Raw genomic sequence first — 19,919 nt, 5'->3', positions numbered from 1 at the left:
ATAATACTGGAAGCAATGTGAGCAATGTCGTGCTTTCAGGTTCTCCGTAGGGGTTTCCCTGAACGCAAGGCAATAATAATCATTCTCATTCGCACTTGTCTACTTCTTTTTGCAAAAAAATGCGGTTGACGGAATTTTCTTTCTCAGCGAGTGTAAATACACAATTAACCCTGCAGGAGATAAGGAATGAGTGAAATAGTGATACGCCACGCTGAACCGAAAGATTACGACGCCATTCGTCAGATCCACGCCCAGCCGGAGGTGTACCACAACACGCTACAGGTTCCTCATCCTTCCCTCGAAATGTGGCAGGCGCGGCTAACCGAGCAAGCCGGGGTTAAACAACTGGTTGCCTGCATTGACGATATTGTCGTTGGCCATCTTTCTATTCAGGTCACCCAACGTCCCCGCCGCAGCCACGTGGCCGATTTTGGTATCTGCGTGGATGCCCGGTGGCACAATCGCGGTATTGCCAGCGCGCTGATCCGCACGATGATCGACATGTGCGACAACTGGCTGCGCGTCGAGCGTATTGAGTTAACGGTGTTTGTTGATAACGAGCCCGCCGTGGCGGTGTATAAGAAGTACGGCTTTGAAATCGAAGGCACCGGTAAGAAATACGGCCTGCGCAACGGTGAGTACGTTGATGCGTACTTTATGGCGCGCGTGAAATAGCGCTTCCCCGCCCCACCCTGTGGGGCGAAACGTCACAAACCTTCACAATATTCCAGTTATTGCAACCTACTTCCCCTATATCAAAACAATAACCATCTGAATTTCATGGTTATTGCCGCTTTAAGCTTTATCACCGTTTTTTCCGTAATTTTAGCAATATTAATATTACATTTTTGTTTTTTTTTGGTTTCTGCCATCACTTTATGGTGACAATCACAACAATATACTTCTCCCGGGACTAATTTAACCACGGTGAGGTAAAAAATGAAATTTGAACGCCATCATAGAATATTGAAGGAACTCAGTATTTCGGGAGTTGTAAAAGTTTCAAATCTGGCGAAAAGTCTCAAGGTAACAAAGGAAACTATTCGTTCAGATCTCAATGAACTTGCCGGACAGGGATATCTTACTCGCTGTCATGGTGGTGCATTTATTACCCTTGATTCTCTTGATAACGTCGCAAAAAATGAAATTGCTTATGTGCTGGAAAAATATGAATCAGCGCAGAAAAATAAAAAAGGTCTCTCTGCCATGAAAAATAATGTATGTGTTATTGGCTCGTTCAATGTTGATATTATCAGTTATCTACCGAGATTACCCTCAACGGGAGAATCATTGCTGGCCGATAAATTTATTTTTTCACCCGGCGGTAAGGGATGTAATCAGGCATTAGCAGCAAGCTATGCCGACTCTGATGTGCATTTTATTACTAAAGTCGGCTCAGACCATTTTAGTGATTACGCCATTAATTTTATAAACTCATCAAAAATCCATAAAAGTGTTATCTACCAGACCAAAGAAACACAAACAGGTACAGCAACCATCATGGTGAATGGAGATACCGGAGATAACGTCATCGCTATCTACCCTGGCGCCAACATGACAATTTCCCCTGATGAAATCACCATTCAGAAAGAAGCCATTATTCATTCAGATATTGTTCTTGTCCAACTGGAGACGAATTACGAAGCGCTGCAGCAAACAATTCGTCTCGCACAAAAAAATGACATACCGGTCATCATCAATCCAGCGCCATACAATGACATGGTTAACACCATCATTGATAACATTGACTATATTACGCCAAATGAAACGGAAGCAGGCCTGCTGGCCAATATGGCGGTTAATGATATCGAATCAGCCAAATGCGCGGCCAAAATTATTCATCAGAAAGGCGTCAAAAATACCATTATTACATTAGGTAGCAAAGGTTCGCTTGCTTATGATGGCACACAATTCATCTATTCCCCGGCATTTCCGGCAGTTGTAAAAAATACGGCGGGAGCGGGTGACGCTTTCAATGGCGCCCTCGCATCTGGTCTTGCAAAAGGAAAGTCACTGGCATCCGCATTGTGCTACGCCAGCGCATTTGCCTCACTTGCGGTTGAAACGCCTAATGCCTCTGATATGCCGGAAAACGACTCCGTTCTTCATCGTATTCAGGGTTCACATTACAAACAAACTATCTCTACTCACTAAATCAAGGAGCAGACTATGAACAATACGCAGAAAAAACTAAAGGTGCTCTTTATTGGAGAATCCTGGCATATTCATATGATTCATTCAAAAGGTTATGACAGTTTCACCTCCAGTAAATATGAAGAAGGCGCTACATGGTTACTGGAATGCTTGAGGAAAGGCGGCGTTGATATTGATTACATGCCTGCCCACACGGTACAAATTGCCTTTCCAGAGAGTATTGACGAATTAAACCGTTACGATGTGATTGTTATTAGCGACATTGGTAGTAACACCTTCCTGTTGCAAAACGAGACATTTTATCAGCTAAAAATAAAACCAAACGCTCTGGAGTCCATTAAAGAGTACGTCAAAAATGGCGGAGGACTACTCATGATTGGCGGTTATCTGTCATTTATGGGTATTGAGGCAAAAGCCAATTATAAGAACACCGTTCTTGCTGAGGTTCTGCCAGTTATTATGCTTGATGGCGATGACCGGGTAGAAAAGCCAGAGGGTATCTGTGCTGAGGCTGTCTCACCTGAACATCCTGTTGTTAACGGGTTCTCAGATTATCCGGTATTTCTTGGATATAACCAGGCCGTCGCCAGAGACGATGCCGATGTCGTATTAACAATAAATAATGACCCATTGTTAGTGTTCGGTGAATACCAACAGGGTAAAACCGCCTGCTTTATGAGTGACTGCTCCCCACACTGGGGAACCCAGCAGTTTATGTCATGGCCATTTTATACCGACCTGTGGGTCAACACGCTTCAATTCATCGCCAGAAAATAAAAAACAATGGAGTAACGAAAGTTACTCCTTTTATAAAATATAAGGATTGATGTATGAACAAGAATAAGTACTCAACCCCCTTACTGATGCTTGCCACCATCTTAGCCGGTATGCTTTCCCCGATGCAGTCTGCCGTTAATGGGCAGTTAGGACATTGGTTACAAGACGGTAATGCTTGCGCAGTAATCTCGTTTGCCAGCGGTCTGGTCGTCATGTTTTTTATTATTATTGCGCGCAAAGAAACACGCCAGCAATTCGCCTCAATCCCTACTCTGATTAAAAAGAGAAAAATCCCGCTATGGAATTGGTTTGCAGGATTATGCGGGGCTATGGTCGTATTTTCTGAAGGCGCATCCGCCAGCGCGCTGGGCGTTGCCACCTTTCAAACGGCATTAATTTCTGCCCTGCTTCTTTCCGGCCTGCTGTGCGACCGTTTTGGCATCGGTGTGGAGGAGAAGAAATATTTTACGCCATGGCGCATTACTGGCGCATTGTTCGCCGTTATCGCCACCATTTTTGTCGTGTCGCCACAGTGGCACTCAACCTCGTTTATCCTGCTCGCTATCCTCCCCTTTTTGGCAGGGTTACTCGCTGGCTGGCAGCCTGCGGGGAATGCGAAAGTCGCCGAGGCAACGGGCTCCATGCTGGTGTCCATTACATGGAACTTCATCGTCGGCTTTTGTGTCCTGGGCGCAGCGCTGGCGATACGTATCGCATTAGGCCATGTCACCATCCAGTTACCCGATACATGGTGGATGTATCTCGGTGGTCCGCTGGGTCTGCTGTCCATCGGGCTAATGGCGATTCTGGTGAGAGGCTTAGGACTATTGATGCTGGGCGTAGCGTCAACAGCAGGCCAACTGCTTGGCTCAGTGCTAATTGATGAATTGATCCCTTCATTAGGCAATACGGTCTACCTGGTCACCATCATCGGTACGCTGTTCGCGTTAGTCGGTGCGATTGTGACCACCATCCCTGAATACAGAGCATCCAAAATGGCGCAAAGAATGGAGGTGTCAGAATGAAAGGTTTCCTGCAAACCGTAACAGGCCCGGTGGCGCATACGGATATGGGGCTGACGCTACCGCATGAACATCTGTTTAACGATCTGTCTTCGGTCGTAGACGAGCCACATTATACTTTTTCACAGCAACTGGTGGGAAAGAAAGTCAGTGCTGACCTGCAGTGGGGGTTGAAACACGACCCATACTGCTGCGCCGATAACATGGACCGCAAAGAGATTGATGATGTTATCTTCGAAATCAATAACTTTATGTCTTTGGGCGGCAGGACGATTGTCGACGCCACCGGTTCAGAATCCATTGGGCGGGATGCCTCAGCGCTACGAGAAGTTGCCTTAAAAACGGGTTTGAATATCGTTGCGTCATCCGGACCTTATCTGGAGAAATTTGAAAGTACCCGGATCCATAAACCTGTTGAGCTGTTAGCCTCACTCATTGATAAAGAACTGAATCAGGGTATTGGCGAGACGGATATTCGCGCTGGCATGATCGGTGAAATCGGCGTATCTCCCGCGTTTACCCAAGCGGAGCGTAACAGCCTGCGGGCAGCGTCTCTGGCACAATGTAACAACCCCCACACGGCGATGAATATCCATATGCCAGGGTGGCTGCGACTGGGTGATGAGGTGCTGGATATCGTGCTGGAAGAAATGAACGTTTCTCCGGCAAAAGTCTCGCTGGCGCATTCGGACCCTTCAGGAAAAGATGTCGTCTATCAACGTAAAATGCTCGACCGTGGCGTATGGCTTGAATTTGACATGATTGGTCTGGACATCACCTTCCCAAAAGAAGGTGTCGCGCCGGGCGTTCAGGAGACCGCAGATGCAGTAGCGAATCTGATTGCACTGGGTTACGCCGACCAAATCGTTTTAAGCCATGATGTTTTTCTCAAACAGATGTGGGCGAAAAATGGCGGAAATGGCTGGGGGTTTGTCCCGAATGTCTTCCTCGCCTATCTGGCTGCTCGCGGAGTAGACAACGATACTCTGCGCAAGCTTTGTATTGATAATCCAGCCCGATTACTCACGGCATAATCTGCAAATAGCCCGGTGTCTGACACCGGGCCTGGAATTAAAAATCAGTATCCCGCCGTTAAATCATCCACCGAACGCGGGTCAGACGCGCCGTACAGTTCGCCATCCGGTCCAACCATAATACTTTGGGTGCTGCCCATCGCTTCTTTCAGCGCGACTTTCTGCCCTTTCTGTTCCAGCAACTTCAGCGTATCGGGGCTGAAGCCCTTTTCTACCCGCAGTTCGTCCGGCAACCATTGATGATGGAAACGCGGCGCGTTGGTCGCTTCGGCGACGTTCATACCAAAATCAATGCTGTTCACTACCATTTGCAGCACGGTAGTGATGATTCGACTCCCGCCAGGGCTGCCGGTCACCAGCCAGGTTTTGCCCTCTTTAACGACGATAGTCGGCGACATCGACGACAGCGGACGCTTCTTCGGACCGACCGCGTTAGCATCGCCGCCCACCAGGCCATAAACATTAGGTACACCGGGTTTAGCAGAAAAATCATCCATTTGATTATTCAGCAGAATACCGGTATTTCCCGCCACAATTCCTGTGCCGAAGGTGGTGTTCAGGGTATAGGTCACCGCCACGGCATTGCCGTCTTTATCCACCACCGAGAAGTGGGTGGTCTGGTTGCTTTCATACGGGGCGAGCTTGCCCGGTTTTATCTGGCTGGAAGGTTTGGCCTTGTTGATATCAATTTGATCGGCCAGCGTTTTCGCATAGGCTTTGTGGGTCAGCGCCTGCCACGGCACTTTCACAAAGTCCGGATCGCCCAGATACTCTGAGCGGTCGGCATAGGCGTATTTTTCCGCTTCCGCCATGATTTGCATGGCATCGGCGCTGCCAAAGCCGTACTTCTTCATGTCGAAATTTTCGAGGATATTCAGGATCTGTACGATGTGAATACCGCCCGAGGATGGCGGCGGCATGGAGAAGACCTGATACTCGCGATAGTCACCACTGATTGGCGTACGCTCAACGGCTTTATAGCTGGCTAAATCCTCTTTGGTCATCAGACCGCCGTTCTTCTGCATTTCCCCGGCAATCTGGTCGGCAATCGCCCCTTTATAAAACACATCCGGGCCGTTTTCGGCAATCATTTCCAGGCTTTTCGCCAGATTCTTCTGGACCAGCTTATCGCCTTTTTTCAGCGGCTCGCCGTCTTTCCAGAAAATGGCTTTGCTGTTTTCATGATTAGGGATCACTTCGCTGCCGTAAGTTTTTAAGTCGTCGGCCAGCGCATCGTTAACCACAAAACCCTCTTCCGCCAGCTTCATCGCCGGACGCACCACTTTATTCAGCGGCATCGTGCCGTATTTCTCCAGCGCCAGCGAGAACCCCGCCACGGTACCCGGCGTACCGGATGCCAGATGCGACGTCAGCGACTTTTTCGCATCGGCGTTACCCTGCTCGTCGAGGAACATATCACGGGTCGCGCCAGCAGGCGCCATTTCACGAAAATCAATCGCCGTAGTAGCGCCATCTTTAGTGCGCAGCAGCATAAATCCCCCGCCGCCCAGATTCCCGGCTTGCGGATGCGTGACAGCCAGCGCATAGCCCACGGCGACGGCGGCATCCACAGCATTACCGCCCTGCTTTAAGATATCCACGCCAACCTGCGTCGCCATTGCATCCACGGACGCCACCATCCCTTGCGTCGCCCGCACAGGATGAAAGACATCTTCTTCAACACCATAGGAGACTGGCGGCGCGACGGGAGGATTGGCCACCGCGCTAAACGTCCCCCCGGCCAGCAGAGCGGCGATCGCCACCCAGCGCATAAACGTTGGTTTCATCGTTGTTTTTCTCCAGATAAATGGGTGTATGTCCCGTTTAATCCTGGTCCACAACGCTTAAAAAATCATCATCATGGCGAAATAGAGGTACACTTAAAAAGAGGCCTCATCGGGAGGAGACGACAATGAAACGCTTACTACTTATTACGGCTTTGTTACCCTTTGCTGTATTGGCCCAGCCAATTAACACTATGAATAATCCTAATCAGCCAGGTTATAAGATTCCCAGCCAGCAGCGTATGCAGACGCAGATGCAAACGCAGCAGATTCAGCAGCAGGGTATGTTGAAACAACAGATGCAAACGCAGGCGCGCAGCCAGCAGCAAAATCTACAGTCGCAGTTGAATGCCAATACGCAGCGGGTTCAGCAGGGACAGCCGGGCAACGGTATGCTCGGTCAGCAAACGCTGCCCAATACGCAGGGCGGAATGCTCAGCGGCAGCGGAAATCCGGACCGGATGCTAAACCATTCCCAGCCAATGTTGCAGCAGGGCAGCGGTACGCCGCAGCCTGACATCCCGCTGAAAACCATCAGCCCTTAAAACTGACGGCCCTTAAAACTGAAAGTGAGGGCCGATGTCATCAATGCGATCGGTGCAGATACAATCCACGCCCCAGCGCAGCAGCTCTGCCGCCCGCTGGGGCTGATTGACGGTATACACCAGAATCCGCAGACCCGCGGCCTTAATCTCTTGCACTCGCGTCTCATCGAGTAATTTATGGTTGAGATGGAGGGAAACACAGCCCAGACGGGTCGTCAGTTCACGCCAGTCTTCACGCCATTTATCCAGCAGTAACCCGCGCGGCAGTTCAGGTGCTGCCGCCTGCGCCGCTTCCAGCGCCTCTATCTCAAAGGAAGAAAGCAGCGGCGGCGTCATCCTGGCCCACAGTTCGCGGGCGGCCAACGCCACGACGCGTCCTGTTAGCCTTCCGCTCCCCGTTGTCGGTTTGATCTCAATATTCGCCATCATGCCGTGTTTACGGCAGCGCTCCGCCACCTGCGAAAGCAACGGCAGCGGCTCGCCTTTAAATTCGCCGCTAAACCAACCGCCAGCGTCCACACGCAATAAATCCTGCCAGTTCAACTCGCCCGCCACGCCCCAACCGTTGCTGGTGCGCTCCAGGTTATCGTCATGCAGCAGGAAAATTTCGCCGTCTTTCGACAGCTTGGCATCAAACTCAATCATGGTGTGCCCGTATCGCGCGCCCACGTCAATCGCCGCCAGAGTGTTTTCCGGCGCCAGTTTACCGCCGCCGCGATGGGCGACAATGTGGGGATAAGGCCAGTTACTCATACACGTTGTCCTGTTTCGCCATCAAAAAGATGCCGCTGATGTTCCGGCAGATGCAGCCATAGCGTACTGCCCGCTGCCGGGCGCTGCTGATGCGCCAACCGCACCACCAGTTTCTGATCGCCCCAGCGCCCATGCGCCAGATTATCCGCGCCCAGAATCTCCAGCGTGTCTACCGTTAACGGCACGCCGCCTTCCGCCTGCGAGCTTAACGCAATATGCTCCGGGCGGATACCTAGCGTCATTTTACGTCCGGCATGACCCCGATAGCCCGCACCTATCGGCAACGCCAGACCGCCAGGCAATTCGAAACGGTCGCCGGAAGCGCTGATAACGCCGTCCAACAGGTTCATCGCCGGGCTGCCGATAAAGCTCGCCACGAAGCGACTGGCCGGTTTTTCATACACCTCTACCGGCGTGCCAATCTGTTCTGCGACGCCTTTATTCATCACCATCACCCGCTGGGCCAGCGTCATCGCCTCTACCTGATCGTGAGTAACATAGAGCGAGGTGGTACGAAGACGACGATGCAGATGTTGTAACTCCAGACGCATCTGCACGCGCAGCTTGGCGTCGAGGTTAGAGAGCGGTTCGTCGAATAAGAAGACTGCCGGCTCGCGGACGATCGCGCGCCCCATTGCCACGCGCTGCCGTTGACCGCCGGAAAGCTCGCGTGGACGGCGTTTAAGCAGGCCGTCCAGCTCCAGAATGCGCGCCGCCTCCCGCACGCGTTCTTCAATATGCGCTTTGCTCATACCGCGAATTTTTAGTCCCCACGCCATGTTCTCCTCTACGCTCATATGGGGATAGAGAGCATAGTTCTGAAATACCATCGCGATGCCGCGATCTTTGGGCTCCATCTCGGTGACCCGTTTGCGATCAATCCAGATATCGCCGCCGGTCACGCGTTCCAGACCGGCCACCATCCGCAACAACGTTGATTTGCCGCAGCCGGACGGCCCGACCATCACGATAAATTCGCCATCCGCCACGTCCAGCGTTAACGGTTGAATGACCTGGGTTTTGCCGTCCCAGCTTTTGGTTACTGCCTGTAGTTTTAAACCAGCCATTTTTATTTCTCACTGTCCACTAAACCACGCACAAACGCCCGTTGCATGGCTAACACAATTACGACCGGAGGGATAAGGGTGAGCAGCATTGCCGCCATCACCTGGTTCCATTGCGTGGTACCTTCGCCGGTAGCGATCATCCCTTTGATACCCGCTACGGCAGTGCCAAGATTCACGTCGGTGATAATCAACAGCGGCCACAGATACTGGTTCCAGCCGTAGATAAAGGTGATGACGAATAACGCCGCCAGGTTGGTTTTTGACAGCGGCAACACGATGTCGCGGAAAAAGCGCATCGGCGACGCGCCGTCAATACGGGCCGCCTCCACCAGTTCATCCGGAAGCGTCATGAAGAACTGACGAAACAGGAAAGTGGCGGTAGCGGACGCCATCAGCGGTAGCGTCAGACCAGCATAGCTGTCGAGCATTTTCAGGTTGGCGATCACTTCCACCGTCGGGAAGATACGTACTTCAACCGGTAGCATCAGGGTGATAAAAATCATCCAGAAGAACAGGTTACGCAGGGGAAAACGAAACCAGACGATGGCGAATGCGGAAAGCATAGATACCGTGATTTTGCCTACCGTAATGCTGAACGCCATAATGAAACTGTTAAGCATCATCAGCCAGAATGGCGCGCTATTAACACCGACGCCGTTGACCCAAATAGTTTTGATATTCTCCAGTAACTGCGTGCCGGGAAGCAGCGTCATCGGCGTCTCAAACACCGCGCGGTCGTCCAGCGTTGCCGCGACAAACGCGACATACAGAGGAAACAAAATGACCGCGATCCCCAGAATCAGCATGGTATGGCTGAATATTGTCAGCCCGCGACGATTCTCTATCATTGGTAACGCACCTTACTTTCCACATAGCGGAACTGCACCACCGTCAGAATGATGACGAGGAACATCAACACCACCGACTGCGCGGCGGACGCCGAGAGATCCAGACCGGTAAACCCTTCGCGATAAATCTTATAAATCAGCGTCGTGGTGGCTTGTACCGGCCCGCCGGCGGTCGCGGCGTCGATCACCGGGAAGGTGTCGAAAAAGGCATACACCAGGTTGACCACCAGCAGGAAGAAACTGACCGGCGCAATAAGCGGCAAAGAAAGCCGGAAGAAACGACGAATCGGCCCGGCGCCGTCAATGGCCGCCGCTTCCACCAGCGAGCGGGGAATAGATTGCAGCGCGGCAAAGAAGAATAAAAAGTTGTAACTAATCTGCTTCCAGACTGACGCAAATACCACCAGGAACATCGCCTGACCGCTGTTTTGCGCGTGGTTCCAGTCATAGCCGAATTCGCCGAGGAAATGGGTGATTAATCCCCGCCCCGGGTTAAACAGGAAAATCCACAATACGGCGGCGACGGCGGGCGCGACGGCATAAGGCAGCAGCATCAGCGTCTGATAAAAACGGCTGCCGCGCACCACGTAATCCACCAGGGCGGCGAAAAACAACGAGACCAGCAGGCCGCTAAACGTGACCAGCGCGCTGAATTTAATCGTAGTCCAGAAGGCGTCGAGATAATAACTGTCGTGAAAAAGCGCGACGAAATTCTCCAGCCCGACAAATTGGCTGGAAAAACCAAACGGATCGACGCTTTGCAGCGAATACCACAGCGCTTCGCCCGCAGGCCAGATAAAGAAAATAACGGTGATAACCAACTGCGGGGCAACCAGTAAATACGGCAGCCAGCGCGAGCGGAACACCGGACGGGATGATGACATGAAGGTTCTTTTCCTGGAAGGTGTCGGATGGCGGTGCAAGCACCTTATCCGGCCTACAAACGCTGTAGGCCTGATAAGCGCAGCGCCATCAGGCACTTATACACTTAAGATTTGCTCGCTTTCTCAAAACGACGCAGTAACTGATTCCCGCGATCCACCGCGGTATCCAACGCCTGTTGTGGGGTTTTCTTCCCGGTCCAGACGCTTTCCAGCTCTTCGTCCACGATAGTACGAATCTGCGGCATATTGCCCAGACGCAAGCCTTTGGTGAAGGGTAACGGCGGCTTATTCAACATCTGGCGAGTGGCGATATCCGCACCGGGGTTTTTATCGTAATAACCCTGCTCGCGGGTCAGCTCGTAGGCGGCGGTGGTAATCGGCAGGTAGCCAGTTTTTTGATGCCATTCAGCAGCGTTTTCCGGTTTTGCCAGGAAGTCGAGGAATTTGGCGACGCCGGTATAGGTTTCTTTATCTTTACCCTGCATGACCCATAGGCTGGCTCCGCCGATAATGGCGTTTTGCGGCGCGCCCTTGATATCAGCGTCGTACGGCATCATACCCACGCCATAGTTAAATTTGGCATACTGGCGGATATTGGCGAGCGAACCGGAGGACGCGGTTGTCATCGCGCAGTCACCGTTATAAAACTTCTCGGTAGACTCGTCCTTACGCCCAACATAGCTAAAATCGCCTTTTTTATTCATCTCTTCCAGCAGCGCGATATGTTTCACCTGCTCTGGCTTATTAAACTCCAGCACCGCATCTGTACCGTCAAATCCATTGTTTTTACTGGCGAAGGGGAGACCGTTCCAGGCGCTGAAGTTTTCCAGTTGGATCCAGCCTTGCCAGCCGCTGGCGTAACCGCATTTCATGCCTGCCGCTCTCAGTTTCGCGGTATAGTCAGCCAGCTCCTGCCAGGTTTTCGGCGGCTGTTCCGGATCTAAACCGGCTTTCTTAAAGGCGTCTTTGTTGTAGTACAGTACCGGCGTGGAGCTGTTAAAGGGCTGGGAGAGCAGATGCCCGCTTTTAGCATCGGTGTAGTAGCCTGCAACGGTTGGTACAAACTGGGACTCGTCAAAGTTAATACCGGCGTCTTTAAACACTTCATAAACCGGCTTAATGGCTTTCGAGGCCATCATGGTCGCCGTCCCAACCTCATAAACCTGCAATATTGCCGGCGCGTTGCCGGTACGGAATGCCGCGATCCCGGCGCTCAGGTTCTGTTCATAGTTCCCCTTATAGACCGGAACGATTTTGTAATCCGGATTGGCCTGGTTGAAACGTTGCGCCAGTGAATCAACTTCTTTGCCTAACTCCCCTTCCATTGAATGCCAGAATGGAATAGTGGTGACGGCCAACGCCTGACCCGTAAATGCCAGACTCAGCGCCAGTCCTAAAGCTGTATGTCGTAACGATATCATCGGTTATCTCTCTTTTTGTGCCGGGATGCGCGATATCACGCGTTTTATGTTCGCGGGGGTAACATGACATGCTCGAATGACAGAAAAATAACTTTTTTATTACAAAAAAAAGATAGTAAGGCGACAGAGAGATGGCAAGGCAGTGAAAGCGCCGGAAAAGAAAAGTGGGAGCTACGGCACGTCTGACAGCGTAATGCTGACCAGACATGCGTTATTTGGCTGGCGTCAGCAGTTAATCACGATGAGAATACTTTTTGTACTGATTTTGTAAGCGCCGCTGATCTCGCCGCTCGCGTTCACGCTGAATGTCGGATTTTTCATCCTCCCACGTTGCACAATCCGGATGATGACGCACTTCGCAGGTCGTTGCGGCCAGTGGATTAGGCGTTGCGGTTTCTTCTTGCCAGATAGCAGGATCGCGGGGATCAAAATCGTTTGAGGTTAAGGCGTTAACACTGAACGAAGCCGCGAACAACAGCGTTCCCATTATGCAGGCGCCTGAACGTATCATCCTTGCTCCTTCTTCGGTGGTTATAGTTGATAACTATTCTCAACTATAACATATTGGTACGAAAAATGTTCTACTGATTTGCCGAATGGCGAGTAATCCGCCAGGTCCGGTAAGCGGTAGCGCCACCGGGCGCGTTTGCCAGATGGCAGCTGTAAACTGCGCCTTATCCTCCCAGATAGGCGCTGCGCACCGCTTCGTTCGCCAGCAGTGCATCACCGGTATCGGATAGCACCACGTGGCCGTTTTCCAGCACATAACCGCGGTCGGCGAGCTTCAGCGCCTGGTTAGCGTTTTGCTCGACAAGGAAGATGGTCATACCCTGCTCGCGCAACTGCTCAATGGTGTCGAAGATCTGCTGGATGATGATCGGCGCCAGCCCCAGCGACGGTTCATCCAGCAGCAATAGCCTCGGCTGGCTCATCAGCGCGCGGCCAATCGCCAGCATCTGCTGTTCGCCGCCGGACATGGTACCCGCTCGTTGGATACGGCGTTCATGCAGGCGCGGAAACAGCTCGTACACCCATTTGATACGCTCCTGAAACCGATCGCGCTCGGCAAAAAAACCGCCCATCGCCAGGTTCTCTTCCACCGTCATCCGCGAGAAGACGCGCCGCCCTTCCGGTACTATCGCCACCGCTTCACGCATGATTTTCGCCGTCTGCCAGTCGGTGATGTCTTTACCGTCAAACACCACCCGTCCGCTGGAGGCGCGCGGATCGCCGCACAAGGTGCCAAGCAGCGTCGTTTTCCCCGCGCCGTTAGCGCCAATCAGGGTAACGATTTCCCCCTGGTTGATGTGCAGACTGACGTCGTGCAGCGCCTGAATCTTGCCGTAGTGGGCGCTGACTTTTTCAAACGTTAACATCGTTTTTTCCATCTTATGCCTCACCCAGATAAGCGCGGATGACGTCCGGGTTGTTGCGGATCTCTTCCGGCGTGCCGTTCGCCAGCGGCGTGCCCTGGTTCACCACGTAAATGCGATCGGAAATGCCCATCACCAGCTTCATATCGTGTTCAATCAGCAGGATAGTGGTGTTGTGATGGTTACGTAGTTCGGCAATCAGCTCATCCAGCTCTTTGGTCTCTTTCGGGTTAAGACCAGCCGCCGGTTCGTCGAGCATCAGAATTTCTGGCTGCGTCACCATGCAGCGGGCAATCTCCAGCCGGCGCTGGTCGCCGTAGGCCAGATTACTGGCCTGGCGGTTGGCATGTTCCAGCAGGCCAATACGCTCAAGCCAGGTCGCCGCGCGGTCCAGCGCTTCACTTTGCGCGCGGCGGAAAGCGGGCGTTTTCAACAGGCCGGAAAAGAGGCCCGTTTTCAGTTGCTGGTGCTGCGCCACCAGCAGGTTTTCAATCACCGTCATTTCTCGAAACAGGCGCACATGCTGGAAAGTGCGTACCACGCCCATGCGGGCGATCTGCTGGCCCGGCAATCCTTCCAGATGCCGCTCGCGCAACGTGATCGTACCGCCTGTCGGCTTATAAAAACCGGTCAGGCAGTTAAACACCGTCGTTTTACCCGCGCCGTTAGGGCCAATCAGCGACACAATTTCCCGCTCACGCAATTCCAGCGATACATTGTTGACCGCCAGCAAACCGCCAAAGCGCATCATCAGGCCGTTAACCGCTAATAATGGCTGACTCATGCCTGCTCTCCTTTCGCCTGACCACTTTTCAGCTTCAACTGCGGACGCGTCATCGGCAGCAATCCCTGCGGGCGCCAGATCATCATCAACACCATCAAACCGCCGAGCATCAACATGCTGTATTCGTTGAAATCGCGCATCAACTCGCGCGACACCACCAACAGAACCGCCGCCAGGATCACCGCAAACTGCGAGCCCATTCCGCCCAGCACCACAATCGCCAGCACGAAGGCGGATTCGGCGAAGGTGAAGGATTCCGGGCTGACAAAGCCCTGGCGGGCGGCAAACAACGTCCCGGCGAAACCGGCAAACGCGGCGCTGATAGTAAAAGCGGTCAGCTTGATGCGCGTCGGGCTTAAACCTAATGAGCGACAGGCGATCTCATCTTCACGCAACGCTTCCCACGCCCGGCCCAGCGGCATACGCAGCAGGCGGTTAATGACAAACAGCGACAGGACCACCAGCAACAGGGCCACCAGATAGAGGAAAATGACCCGGTCGGATGGGTCGTACTTCACGCCAAAGAAATTGCTGAAGGTATCCCAGCCGCCTTCGCGGGTGTTGCGGCTAAACTCCAGACCAAACAGCGTCGGTTTGGGGATCTGGCTGATACCGTTCGGGCCGCCGGTAATTTCAGTGTTGTTGAGCAGCAGGATACGGACGATTTCGCCGAAGCCGAGCGTCACAATCGCCAGATAGTCGCCGCGCAGGCGCAGTACCGGGAAGCCGAGCAGGAAACCAGCGGCGGCGGAGACCAGTCCCGCCAGCGGCAGGCAGGTCCAGAAACCCAAACCATAATAGTGGTTGAGCAGCGCAAAGGTATAAGCGCCGATGGCGTAAAAGCCGCCGTAGCCCAATACCAGCAGGCCGGACAGCCCCACCACCACGTTCAGCCCCAGACCGAGGATGATATAAATCATGGTCATAGTGGCGATATCCACGCTACCGCGCGACACCATAAACGGCCACGCCACGGCGATAACCAGCAACGCCATCAGAAACAGCTTTTGCTTAACGGTAGAGCCATCGATCGCCGGCAGAATAAACTTCGGTCCGGAGACGTGCTTCACCGCTTTCTGGAACATCGGACGCAGCAACTGAAAGAAAAAAACCACTGCCGTACCGATAAAGATCCACTGCCAACGGATGTCGGCGGCGGTATCCACCACCAGTTTGGTGCCGTCCAGCTCCAGTTGTACGCCCATGAAGACGCCAGCCAGAACGAAGAACATCGCCGCAGAGAACAGAGCCATCGCAATATGCATCGGTTTCATACTTTCTCTACCTCCGGACGCCCCAGGATACCGGTCGGCATCACCAGCAGTACCAGAATCAGCAGAGCGAACGACACGACATCTTTATATTCGGTACTTAAATATGCAGACGAGAGCGCTTCGGCAACGCCCAAAATCAGACCGCCGATCATCGCGCCCGGAATGCTGCCAATACCGCCCAGCACCGCCGCGGTGAACGCTTTCATCCCGGCCATAAAACCGATGTAGGGGTTAATCACGCCGTAAAATTGCCCAAGCAGCACACCCGCCACCGCCGCCATTGCCGCGCCGATAACAAACGTTAGCGCAATGACGCGGTCGGTATTAATGCCGAGCAGGCTGGCCATTTTCAGATCCTCCGCGCAGGCGCGGCAGGCGCGGCCCATCCGGGAGTAGCGAATGAAAATGGTGAGCGCCAGCATAGCCAGAAAGGTGACTATCCAGATAACCGCCTGCATGGTGGTGATGGACGCGGAAAAGTTTTCGCTGCTGCCCACAATCCACTGGCCGTTAAACAGGCTGGGTAACGCCACGTCGCGCGAACCTTCCGTCAGGCTGACGTAGTTTTGCAGAAAGATAGACATCCCGATGGCGGAAATCAGGGCGATCAGGCGCTTGGAGTTGCGCACAGGCCGGTAAGCGACTCGCTCGATACTCCAGCCGTAGGCGCTGGCAATAATAATCGCGCCGATAAATCCGGCGGCCACCAGGAGCCAACTGGTGTCTATTCCCATCATCATTAGCGCGGCGATGATCATAAAAGAGACGTAGCTGCCGATCATATACACCTCGCCATGAGCGAAGTTGATCATGCCGATAATGCCGTACACCATCGTATAACCGATAGCAATCAGCGCGTAGGTGCTCCCCAGCGTGACGCCGTTAAACATCTGCTGCAAGAAATAGAGAAACTGCTCGGACATAAGGTAACCTTTTTAAACCCGCCCGGCGTGCGGGCGGTGGGATAACTTATCTTCTGGCATTACTTCGCGACGGTTGACGAGCCGTCGGCGTGCCACTGGAAGACGCCAAATTCAAATCCCTTAAGATCGCCTTTTTCATCCCATTTCAGCGGCCCAATAACGGTATCAGCCCCGTTAGCTTTAAGATCTTTCACCAGATCCAGCGGAGCATGGCTGGCGCTACGCGTCATTGCGGTCGCCAGTGACTGGACGGCGGCGTAGGTGATCCAGACATACGGACCGCTGGGATCTTTCTTGTCGGCTTTCAGCGCCTCGACAATCGCTTTATTCGCCGGGTCCTGGTCATAACGTTTTGGCATCGTCACCAACATGCCTTCCGCCGCACCGCCCGCAATATTGGACAGCGACGCGTTACCCACGCCTTCCGGCCCCATAAATTGCGTTTTCAGGCCATTAGCCCGCGCCTGGCGCAGCATCTGCCCCATTTCCGGGTAGTAGCCGCCGTAATACACAAAGTCGATATTCTCTTTTTGCAAGCGAGCAATCAGGGCGGAGAAATCTTTTTCACCGGCGGTAATACCATCAAAAAAGACAATATTGGCATTGCCCTGCTTCAGACCATCCTGCACGGAGCGCGCCAGTCCTTCGCCGTATTGCTGTTTATCGTGAATGATAGCGATGCGCTGCGGTTTCACCGTTTCCAGGATATATTTCGCGGCTGTTGGCCCCTGGGAGGAGTCCAGGCCGGCGGTACGCATAATGTACTGATAGCCGCGCTGGGTCAGCTCCGGGTTAGTCGCCCCCGGGGAGATCATCAGAATACCTTCATCTTCATAGATATCGGATGCTGGCTGAGTAGAAGAAGAACACAAGTGACCAATAACGTACTGAATACCGTCGTTAACGATTTTGTTGGCCACCGCCACCGCCTGTTTTGGATCGCAGGCATCATCGTACTCTACGCCGACCAGCTTATCGCCTTTAATACCGCCTTTAGCGTTGATGTCTTTAATGGCCTGGCGCGCGCCGTTAAATTCCATATCGCCCCATTGCGCTACCGGGCCGGACATCGCCCCGACTATGGCGACTTTAATATCATCTGCCATTGCCCCCTGCGAGACTGCTAATGCAACAATCCCTGCGATTATTGTTTTCGCTTTCCGTTTCATGTGCCTGTATCCCCATTCGTGATGTTATATGTTTTGTTTTTTGCTGGTTAAAAAGCAGACTGTACTTTTTATAAATGGTGCGCTTTTTACTGACTCATTAATGAGTTAGCGCAGCATTTAAAGCATAATAAGATTAAAATCTCTATTTTTCAGTCTATTAAGGAAAGATAATATTCTGCTTTTCGCTATAGATAAACAAAAAAAAGCACGCTTGTCAGCATAAAATAACGGCATATTAAGCGGAATAATTCACTAGCATTCAGGGAATTATGCTGCCTGTTTTCCATTCTCTAATGCTTCAAACTGTAATTATCGTTGTTAAAAAATTAATAACCTGGTAAATGACACAAAAAAGAGAAAGCATCTGGCCTGCCTGTTTCGGTACACTGATCGCATCTTTTGAAATCGGGACAAGCCGTCGATGAAGCTGACTATCCTTCGTTTAGAACACTTTAGCGCTCAGGATCAGATCGATCTGGGCAAAATCTGGCCGGAATATTCCGCCTCCTCATTAAGCGTAGATGAAACGCACCGGATTTATGCCGCGCGGTTTAACGAGCGTTTGTTGGGCGCCGTAAGAGTGACGCTGAGCGGAACGCAGGGCGCGCTGGATTCCTTACGCGTGCGTGAAATCACCCGTCGTCGCGGCGTCGGGCAATACCTGGTAGAAGAAGTCATCCGCGATAATCCCAACGTCTCGTCGTGGTGGATGGCGGATGTCGGTGTTGAAGACCGCAGCGTGATGGCCGCGTTTATGCAGGCGTTAGGTTTTACCGCCCAGCATGACGGCTGGGAGAAGCGCTAAAAGAAAGCCGGATGGCGCTGACGCTTATCCGGCCTACATGCCGGGAGAAAAGATAAAAACCACCTCGCAATTTTCCAAGAATTTCGCGTTGCAGGCAGGCGGCAAGTTATGAAATCCCCGGGAGCTTACATAAGTAAGTGACCGGGGTTGAATAACGTAGCCAACGCACCTGCAGCGCGAAAGGCGCCAGGAAAATTACTTAGCGTCTGTCGCCGTACCGTTCGCATGCCAGTCAAATACGCCGAACTCAAATCCTTTCAGATCGCCTTTCTCATCCCACGACAGCGGTCCCATTACGGTGTCGACCGTGGCGCCTTTCAGGTATTTGGCAATTTCCGCCGGATCGTCGGAGTGGTTCAGCCCCGCCTGTAAGGATTGCAGCGCGGCGTAGGTGGTCCACACGAATGCGCCGCTAGGATCTTGTTTCTTGGCTTTGATGGCATCCACAATCGGTTTGTTCGCTGGCACCTGATCGTAGTTCTTCGGTTTGGTGACCAGTAAGCCTTCCGCCGACTCTCCGGCGATGTTAGACAGCGAGACGTTCGCGACCCCTTCCGGCCCCATAAACTGAGTTTTCAGCCCTGCGGCGCGGGACTGGCGCAAAATCTGCCCCATTTCCGGGTGATAACCGCCGTAGTAGACAAAGTCGATATTCTCTTTTTTCAGACGCGCTACCAGAGTGGAGAAATCTTTTTCGCCGGCGGTGATGCCGTCAAAGAATACGACGTTAACGCCGCCTTTCTTCAGACCGTCCTGCACCGCGCGCGCCAGCCCTTCGCCGTACTGCTGCTTATCGTGGATAATCGCGATGCGCTGCGGTTTTACCTTCTCCAGAATATACTTTGCCGCCGTTGGCCCCTGGTCAGAGTCCAGACCGGTGGTACGCAAAATCAGGTTATAGCCGCGTGCGGTCAGCTCCGGCGCGGTCGCCGCCGGGGTTATCATCAGGATGCCTTCGTCTTCGTAGATATCAGACGCTGGCTGTGTGGAAGAGGAGCATAAGTGACCGATAACATACTTGATGCCGTCGTTCACCACTTTGTTAGCGACAGCTACCGCCTGTTTCGGGTCACAGGCGTCGTCATATTTCACCGCGACGAGCTTATCGCCTTTAATACCGCCTTTCGCATTGATATCGGCAATTGCCTGTTCCGCACCGGTAAACTCCTGATCGCCATACTGCGCTACCGGACCGGACATCGCGCCGACAACCGCGACTTTAATGTCCTCTGCGAATGCCATATGGCTTAATGACAGGGCGATACATCCTGCCAATAACGTTTTACCCTTCATATTCATCCT

Annotated in this window: 21 protein-coding genes; 8 read left to right on the top strand and 13 right to left on the bottom strand. The window is 52.7% G+C overall.

Annotation, left to right across the window (positions count from 1 at the left end; translation table 11 throughout):
* The first annotated feature begins 186 nt into the window (after positions 1–186).
* The 5 genes from yhhY (at position 187) to LCS67_RS01425 (ending at position 4,987) form a co-directional block, all read left to right on the top strand.
* Positions 187–675 carry an N-acetyltransferase gene (gene yhhY, locus LCS67_RS01445; RefSeq protein WP_001290279.1) on the top strand — a complete coding sequence of 163 codons (489 nt, stop codon included), beginning with the start codon at positions 187–189 and terminating at the stop codon, positions 673–675.
* A gap of 264 nt (positions 676–939) precedes the next feature.
* Positions 940–2,154, top strand: coding sequence for a PfkB family carbohydrate kinase (locus tag LCS67_RS01440; protein ID WP_000667447.1), 1,215 nt, complete (start codon positions 940–942; stop codon positions 2,152–2,154).
* 15 nt (positions 2,155–2,169) lie between these two features.
* Complete coding sequence (locus LCS67_RS01435; protein ID WP_001066509.1) at positions 2,170–2,931, top strand: glutamine amidotransferase; 762 nt, start codon at positions 2,170–2,172, stop codon at positions 2,929–2,931.
* A gap of 53 nt (positions 2,932–2,984) precedes the next feature.
* Positions 2,985–3,956 (top strand): DMT family transporter, encoded by a 972-nt coding sequence (locus LCS67_RS01430; RefSeq protein ID WP_001038949.1) that lies wholly within the window; start codon positions 2,985–2,987, stop codon positions 3,954–3,956.
* A complete protein-coding gene (locus LCS67_RS01425; RefSeq protein WP_000675715.1) occupies positions 3,953–4,987 on the top strand; it encodes a phosphotriesterase in 1,035 nt (344 codons plus the stop codon). The genes LCS67_RS01430 and LCS67_RS01425 overlap by 4 nt, the downstream gene beginning before the upstream one ends.
* 44 nt (positions 4,988–5,031) lie before the next feature.
* Here the strand turns inward: LCS67_RS01425 and ggt are convergent, their stop codons facing one another.
* On the bottom strand, positions 5,032–6,774 hold the full coding sequence (gene ggt, locus LCS67_RS01420) for a gamma-glutamyltransferase (protein ID WP_000805102.1): 1,743 nt from the start codon (positions 6,772–6,774) through the stop codon (positions 5,032–5,034).
* A gap of 125 nt (positions 6,775–6,899) precedes the next feature.
* Here ggt and LCS67_RS01415 point away from each other — a divergent pair, with 125 nt between their 5' ends.
* Positions 6,900–7,316: a DUF2756 family protein gene (locus LCS67_RS01415; protein WP_000826035.1), complete on the top strand. Its 417-nt coding sequence runs from the start codon at positions 6,900–6,902 to the stop codon at positions 7,314–7,316.
* A gap of 12 nt (positions 7,317–7,328) precedes the next feature.
* On the opposite strand, the gene ugpQ is transcribed toward LCS67_RS01415, so the two are convergent.
* The 11 genes from ugpQ to livK form a co-directional block, all read right to left on the bottom strand.
* Positions 7,329–8,069 carry a glycerophosphodiester phosphodiesterase gene (gene ugpQ / locus LCS67_RS01410; protein WP_000073553.1) on the bottom strand — a complete coding sequence of 247 codons (741 nt, stop codon included), beginning with the start codon at positions 8,067–8,069 and terminating at the stop codon, positions 7,329–7,331.
* Positions 8,066–9,136 carry a sn-glycerol-3-phosphate import ATP-binding protein UgpC gene (locus LCS67_RS01405; protein ID WP_000907832.1) on the bottom strand — a complete coding sequence of 357 codons (1,071 nt, stop codon included), beginning with the start codon at positions 9,134–9,136 and terminating at the stop codon, positions 8,066–8,068. Before LCS67_RS01405 ends, ugpQ begins: the two co-directional genes overlap by 4 nt.
* A gap of 2 nt (positions 9,137–9,138) precedes the next feature.
* On the bottom strand, positions 9,139–9,984 hold the full coding sequence (gene ugpE, locus LCS67_RS01400; RefSeq protein ID WP_000572196.1) for a sn-glycerol-3-phosphate ABC transporter permease UgpE: 846 nt from the start codon (positions 9,982–9,984) through the stop codon (positions 9,139–9,141).
* Positions 9,981–10,868 carry a sn-glycerol-3-phosphate ABC transporter permease UgpA gene (ugpA, locus tag LCS67_RS01395; protein WP_000099303.1) on the bottom strand — a complete coding sequence of 296 codons (888 nt, stop codon included), beginning with the start codon at positions 10,866–10,868 and terminating at the stop codon, positions 9,981–9,983. Before ugpA ends, ugpE begins: the two co-directional genes overlap by 4 nt.
* Before the next feature lie 104 nt (positions 10,869–10,972).
* The gene (gene ugpB / locus LCS67_RS01390) at positions 10,973–12,289 is read right to left on the bottom strand and encodes a sn-glycerol-3-phosphate ABC transporter substrate-binding protein UgpB (RefSeq protein WP_000624747.1); all 1,317 of its coding nucleotides are present in this window, start codon (positions 12,287–12,289) and stop codon (positions 10,973–10,975) included.
* Between the two features lie 232 nt (positions 12,290–12,521).
* On the bottom strand, positions 12,522–12,800 hold the full coding sequence (locus LCS67_RS01385) for a hypothetical protein (protein ID WP_000621258.1): 279 nt from the start codon (positions 12,798–12,800) through the stop codon (positions 12,522–12,524).
* Between the two features lie 163 nt (positions 12,801–12,963).
* Entirely contained in the window at positions 12,964–13,677 is a 714-nt protein-coding gene (gene livF / locus LCS67_RS01380) for a high-affinity branched-chain amino acid ABC transporter ATP-binding protein LivF (protein ID WP_000416114.1), read from the bottom strand.
* A 1-nt stretch (position 13,678) separates the two neighbouring features.
* Positions 13,679–14,446 (bottom strand): high-affinity branched-chain amino acid ABC transporter ATP-binding protein LivG, encoded by a 768-nt coding sequence (livG, locus tag LCS67_RS01375; protein ID WP_000082083.1) that lies wholly within the window; start codon positions 14,444–14,446, stop codon positions 13,679–13,681.
* Entirely contained in the window at positions 14,443–15,720 is a 1,278-nt protein-coding gene (livM, locus tag LCS67_RS01370) for a branched chain amino acid ABC transporter permease LivM (RefSeq protein ID WP_000803764.1), read from the bottom strand. The genes livG and livM overlap by 4 nt, the downstream gene beginning before the upstream one ends.
* Positions 15,717–16,643, bottom strand: a complete 927-nt coding sequence (gene livH, locus LCS67_RS01365) for a high-affinity branched-chain amino acid ABC transporter permease LivH (RefSeq protein WP_000003007.1) — start codon at positions 16,641–16,643, stop codon at positions 15,717–15,719. Before livH ends, livM begins: the two co-directional genes overlap by 4 nt.
* Before the next feature lie 59 nt (positions 16,644–16,702).
* The gene (gene livK, locus LCS67_RS01360) at positions 16,703–17,812 is read right to left on the bottom strand and encodes a high-affinity branched-chain amino acid ABC transporter substrate-binding protein LivK (protein ID WP_000822976.1); all 1,110 of its coding nucleotides are present in this window, start codon (positions 17,810–17,812) and stop codon (positions 16,703–16,705) included.
* Between the two features lie 421 nt (positions 17,813–18,233).
* Here livK and panM point away from each other — a divergent pair, with 421 nt between their 5' ends.
* Both panM and LCS67_RS01350 read left to right on the top strand, forming a co-directional pair.
* Positions 18,234–18,617, top strand: a complete 384-nt coding sequence (gene panM, locus LCS67_RS01355; protein WP_000778873.1) for an aspartate 1-decarboxylase autocleavage activator PanM — start codon at positions 18,234–18,236, stop codon at positions 18,615–18,617.
* On the top strand, positions 18,595–18,729 hold the full coding sequence (locus tag LCS67_RS01350; RefSeq protein WP_001517957.1) for a hypothetical protein: 135 nt from the start codon (positions 18,595–18,597) through the stop codon (positions 18,727–18,729). Before panM ends, LCS67_RS01350 begins: the two co-directional genes overlap by 23 nt.
* A gap of 83 nt (positions 18,730–18,812) precedes the next feature.
* Here LCS67_RS01350 and livJ read toward each other — a convergent pair whose 3' ends face one another.
* Entirely contained in the window at positions 18,813–19,916 is a 1,104-nt protein-coding gene (gene livJ / locus LCS67_RS01345; protein ID WP_001528146.1) for a branched chain amino acid ABC transporter substrate-binding protein LivJ, read from the bottom strand.
* Positions 19,917–19,919: the final 3 nt, after the last annotated feature.

It is taken from the genome of Salmonella sp. A7, assembly GCF_020181675.1.
In the GTDB taxonomy this organism is placed as follows: Bacteria; Pseudomonadota; Gammaproteobacteria; order Enterobacterales; family Enterobacteriaceae; genus Salmonella; species Salmonella enterica.
This window is presented reverse-complemented; position numbering and strand designations above follow the sequence as displayed.

Excerpts from the sequence above, each read along its gene's own strand:
- ugpE (WP_000572196.1), bottom strand. The coding sequence starts at position 9,984 with ATGATAGAGAATCGTCGCGGGCTGACAATATTCAGCCATACCATGCTG.
- livK (WP_000822976.1), bottom strand. The coding sequence starts at position 17,812 with ATGAAACGGAAAGCGAAAACAATAATCGCAGGGATTGTTGCATTAGCA.
- livG (WP_000082083.1), bottom strand. The coding sequence starts at position 14,446 with ATGAGTCAGCCATTATTAGCGGTTAACGGCCTGATGATGCGCTTTGGC.
- LCS67_RS01425 (WP_000675715.1), top strand. The coding sequence starts at position 3,953 with ATGAAAGGTTTCCTGCAAACCGTAACAGGCCCGGTGGCGCATACGGAT.
- LCS67_RS01350 (WP_001517957.1), top strand. The coding sequence starts at position 18,595 with ATGACGGCTGGGAGAAGCGCTAAAAGAAAGCCGGATGGCGCTGACGCT.
- LCS67_RS01415 (WP_000826035.1), top strand. The coding sequence starts at position 6,900 with ATGAAACGCTTACTACTTATTACGGCTTTGTTACCCTTTGCTGTATTG.
- LCS67_RS01405 (WP_000907832.1), bottom strand. The coding sequence starts at position 9,136 with ATGGCTGGTTTAAAACTACAGGCAGTAACCAAAAGCTGGGACGGCAAA.
- yhhY (WP_001290279.1), top strand. The coding sequence starts at position 187 with ATGAGTGAAATAGTGATACGCCACGCTGAACCGAAAGATTACGACGCC.
- ugpB (WP_000624747.1), bottom strand. The coding sequence starts at position 12,289 with ATGATATCGTTACGACATACAGCTTTAGGACTGGCGCTGAGTCTGGCA.
- ggt (WP_000805102.1), bottom strand. The coding sequence starts at position 6,774 with ATGAAACCAACGTTTATGCGCTGGGTGGCGATCGCCGCTCTGCTGGCC.
- panM (WP_000778873.1), top strand. The coding sequence starts at position 18,234 with ATGAAGCTGACTATCCTTCGTTTAGAACACTTTAGCGCTCAGGATCAG.
- LCS67_RS01430 (WP_001038949.1), top strand. The coding sequence starts at position 2,985 with ATGAACAAGAATAAGTACTCAACCCCCTTACTGATGCTTGCCACCATC.
- LCS67_RS01385 (WP_000621258.1), bottom strand. The coding sequence starts at position 12,800 with ATGATACGTTCAGGCGCCTGCATAATGGGAACGCTGTTGTTCGCGGCT.
- livH (WP_000003007.1), bottom strand. The coding sequence starts at position 16,643 with ATGTCCGAGCAGTTTCTCTATTTCTTGCAGCAGATGTTTAACGGCGTC.
- LCS67_RS01435 (WP_001066509.1), top strand. The coding sequence starts at position 2,170 with ATGAACAATACGCAGAAAAAACTAAAGGTGCTCTTTATTGGAGAATCC.
- ugpQ (WP_000073553.1), bottom strand. The coding sequence starts at position 8,069 with ATGAGTAACTGGCCTTATCCCCACATTGTCGCCCATCGCGGCGGCGGT.
- ugpA (WP_000099303.1), bottom strand. The coding sequence starts at position 10,868 with ATGTCATCATCCCGTCCGGTGTTCCGCTCGCGCTGGCTGCCGTATTTA.
- livJ (WP_001528146.1), bottom strand. The coding sequence starts at position 19,916 with ATGAATATGAAGGGTAAAACGTTATTGGCAGGATGTATCGCCCTGTCA.
- livM (WP_000803764.1), bottom strand. The coding sequence starts at position 15,720 with ATGAAACCGATGCATATTGCGATGGCTCTGTTCTCTGCGGCGATGTTC.
- LCS67_RS01440 (WP_000667447.1), top strand. The coding sequence starts at position 940 with ATGAAATTTGAACGCCATCATAGAATATTGAAGGAACTCAGTATTTCG.
- livF (WP_000416114.1), bottom strand. The coding sequence starts at position 13,677 with ATGGAAAAAACGATGTTAACGTTTGAAAAAGTCAGCGCCCACTACGGC.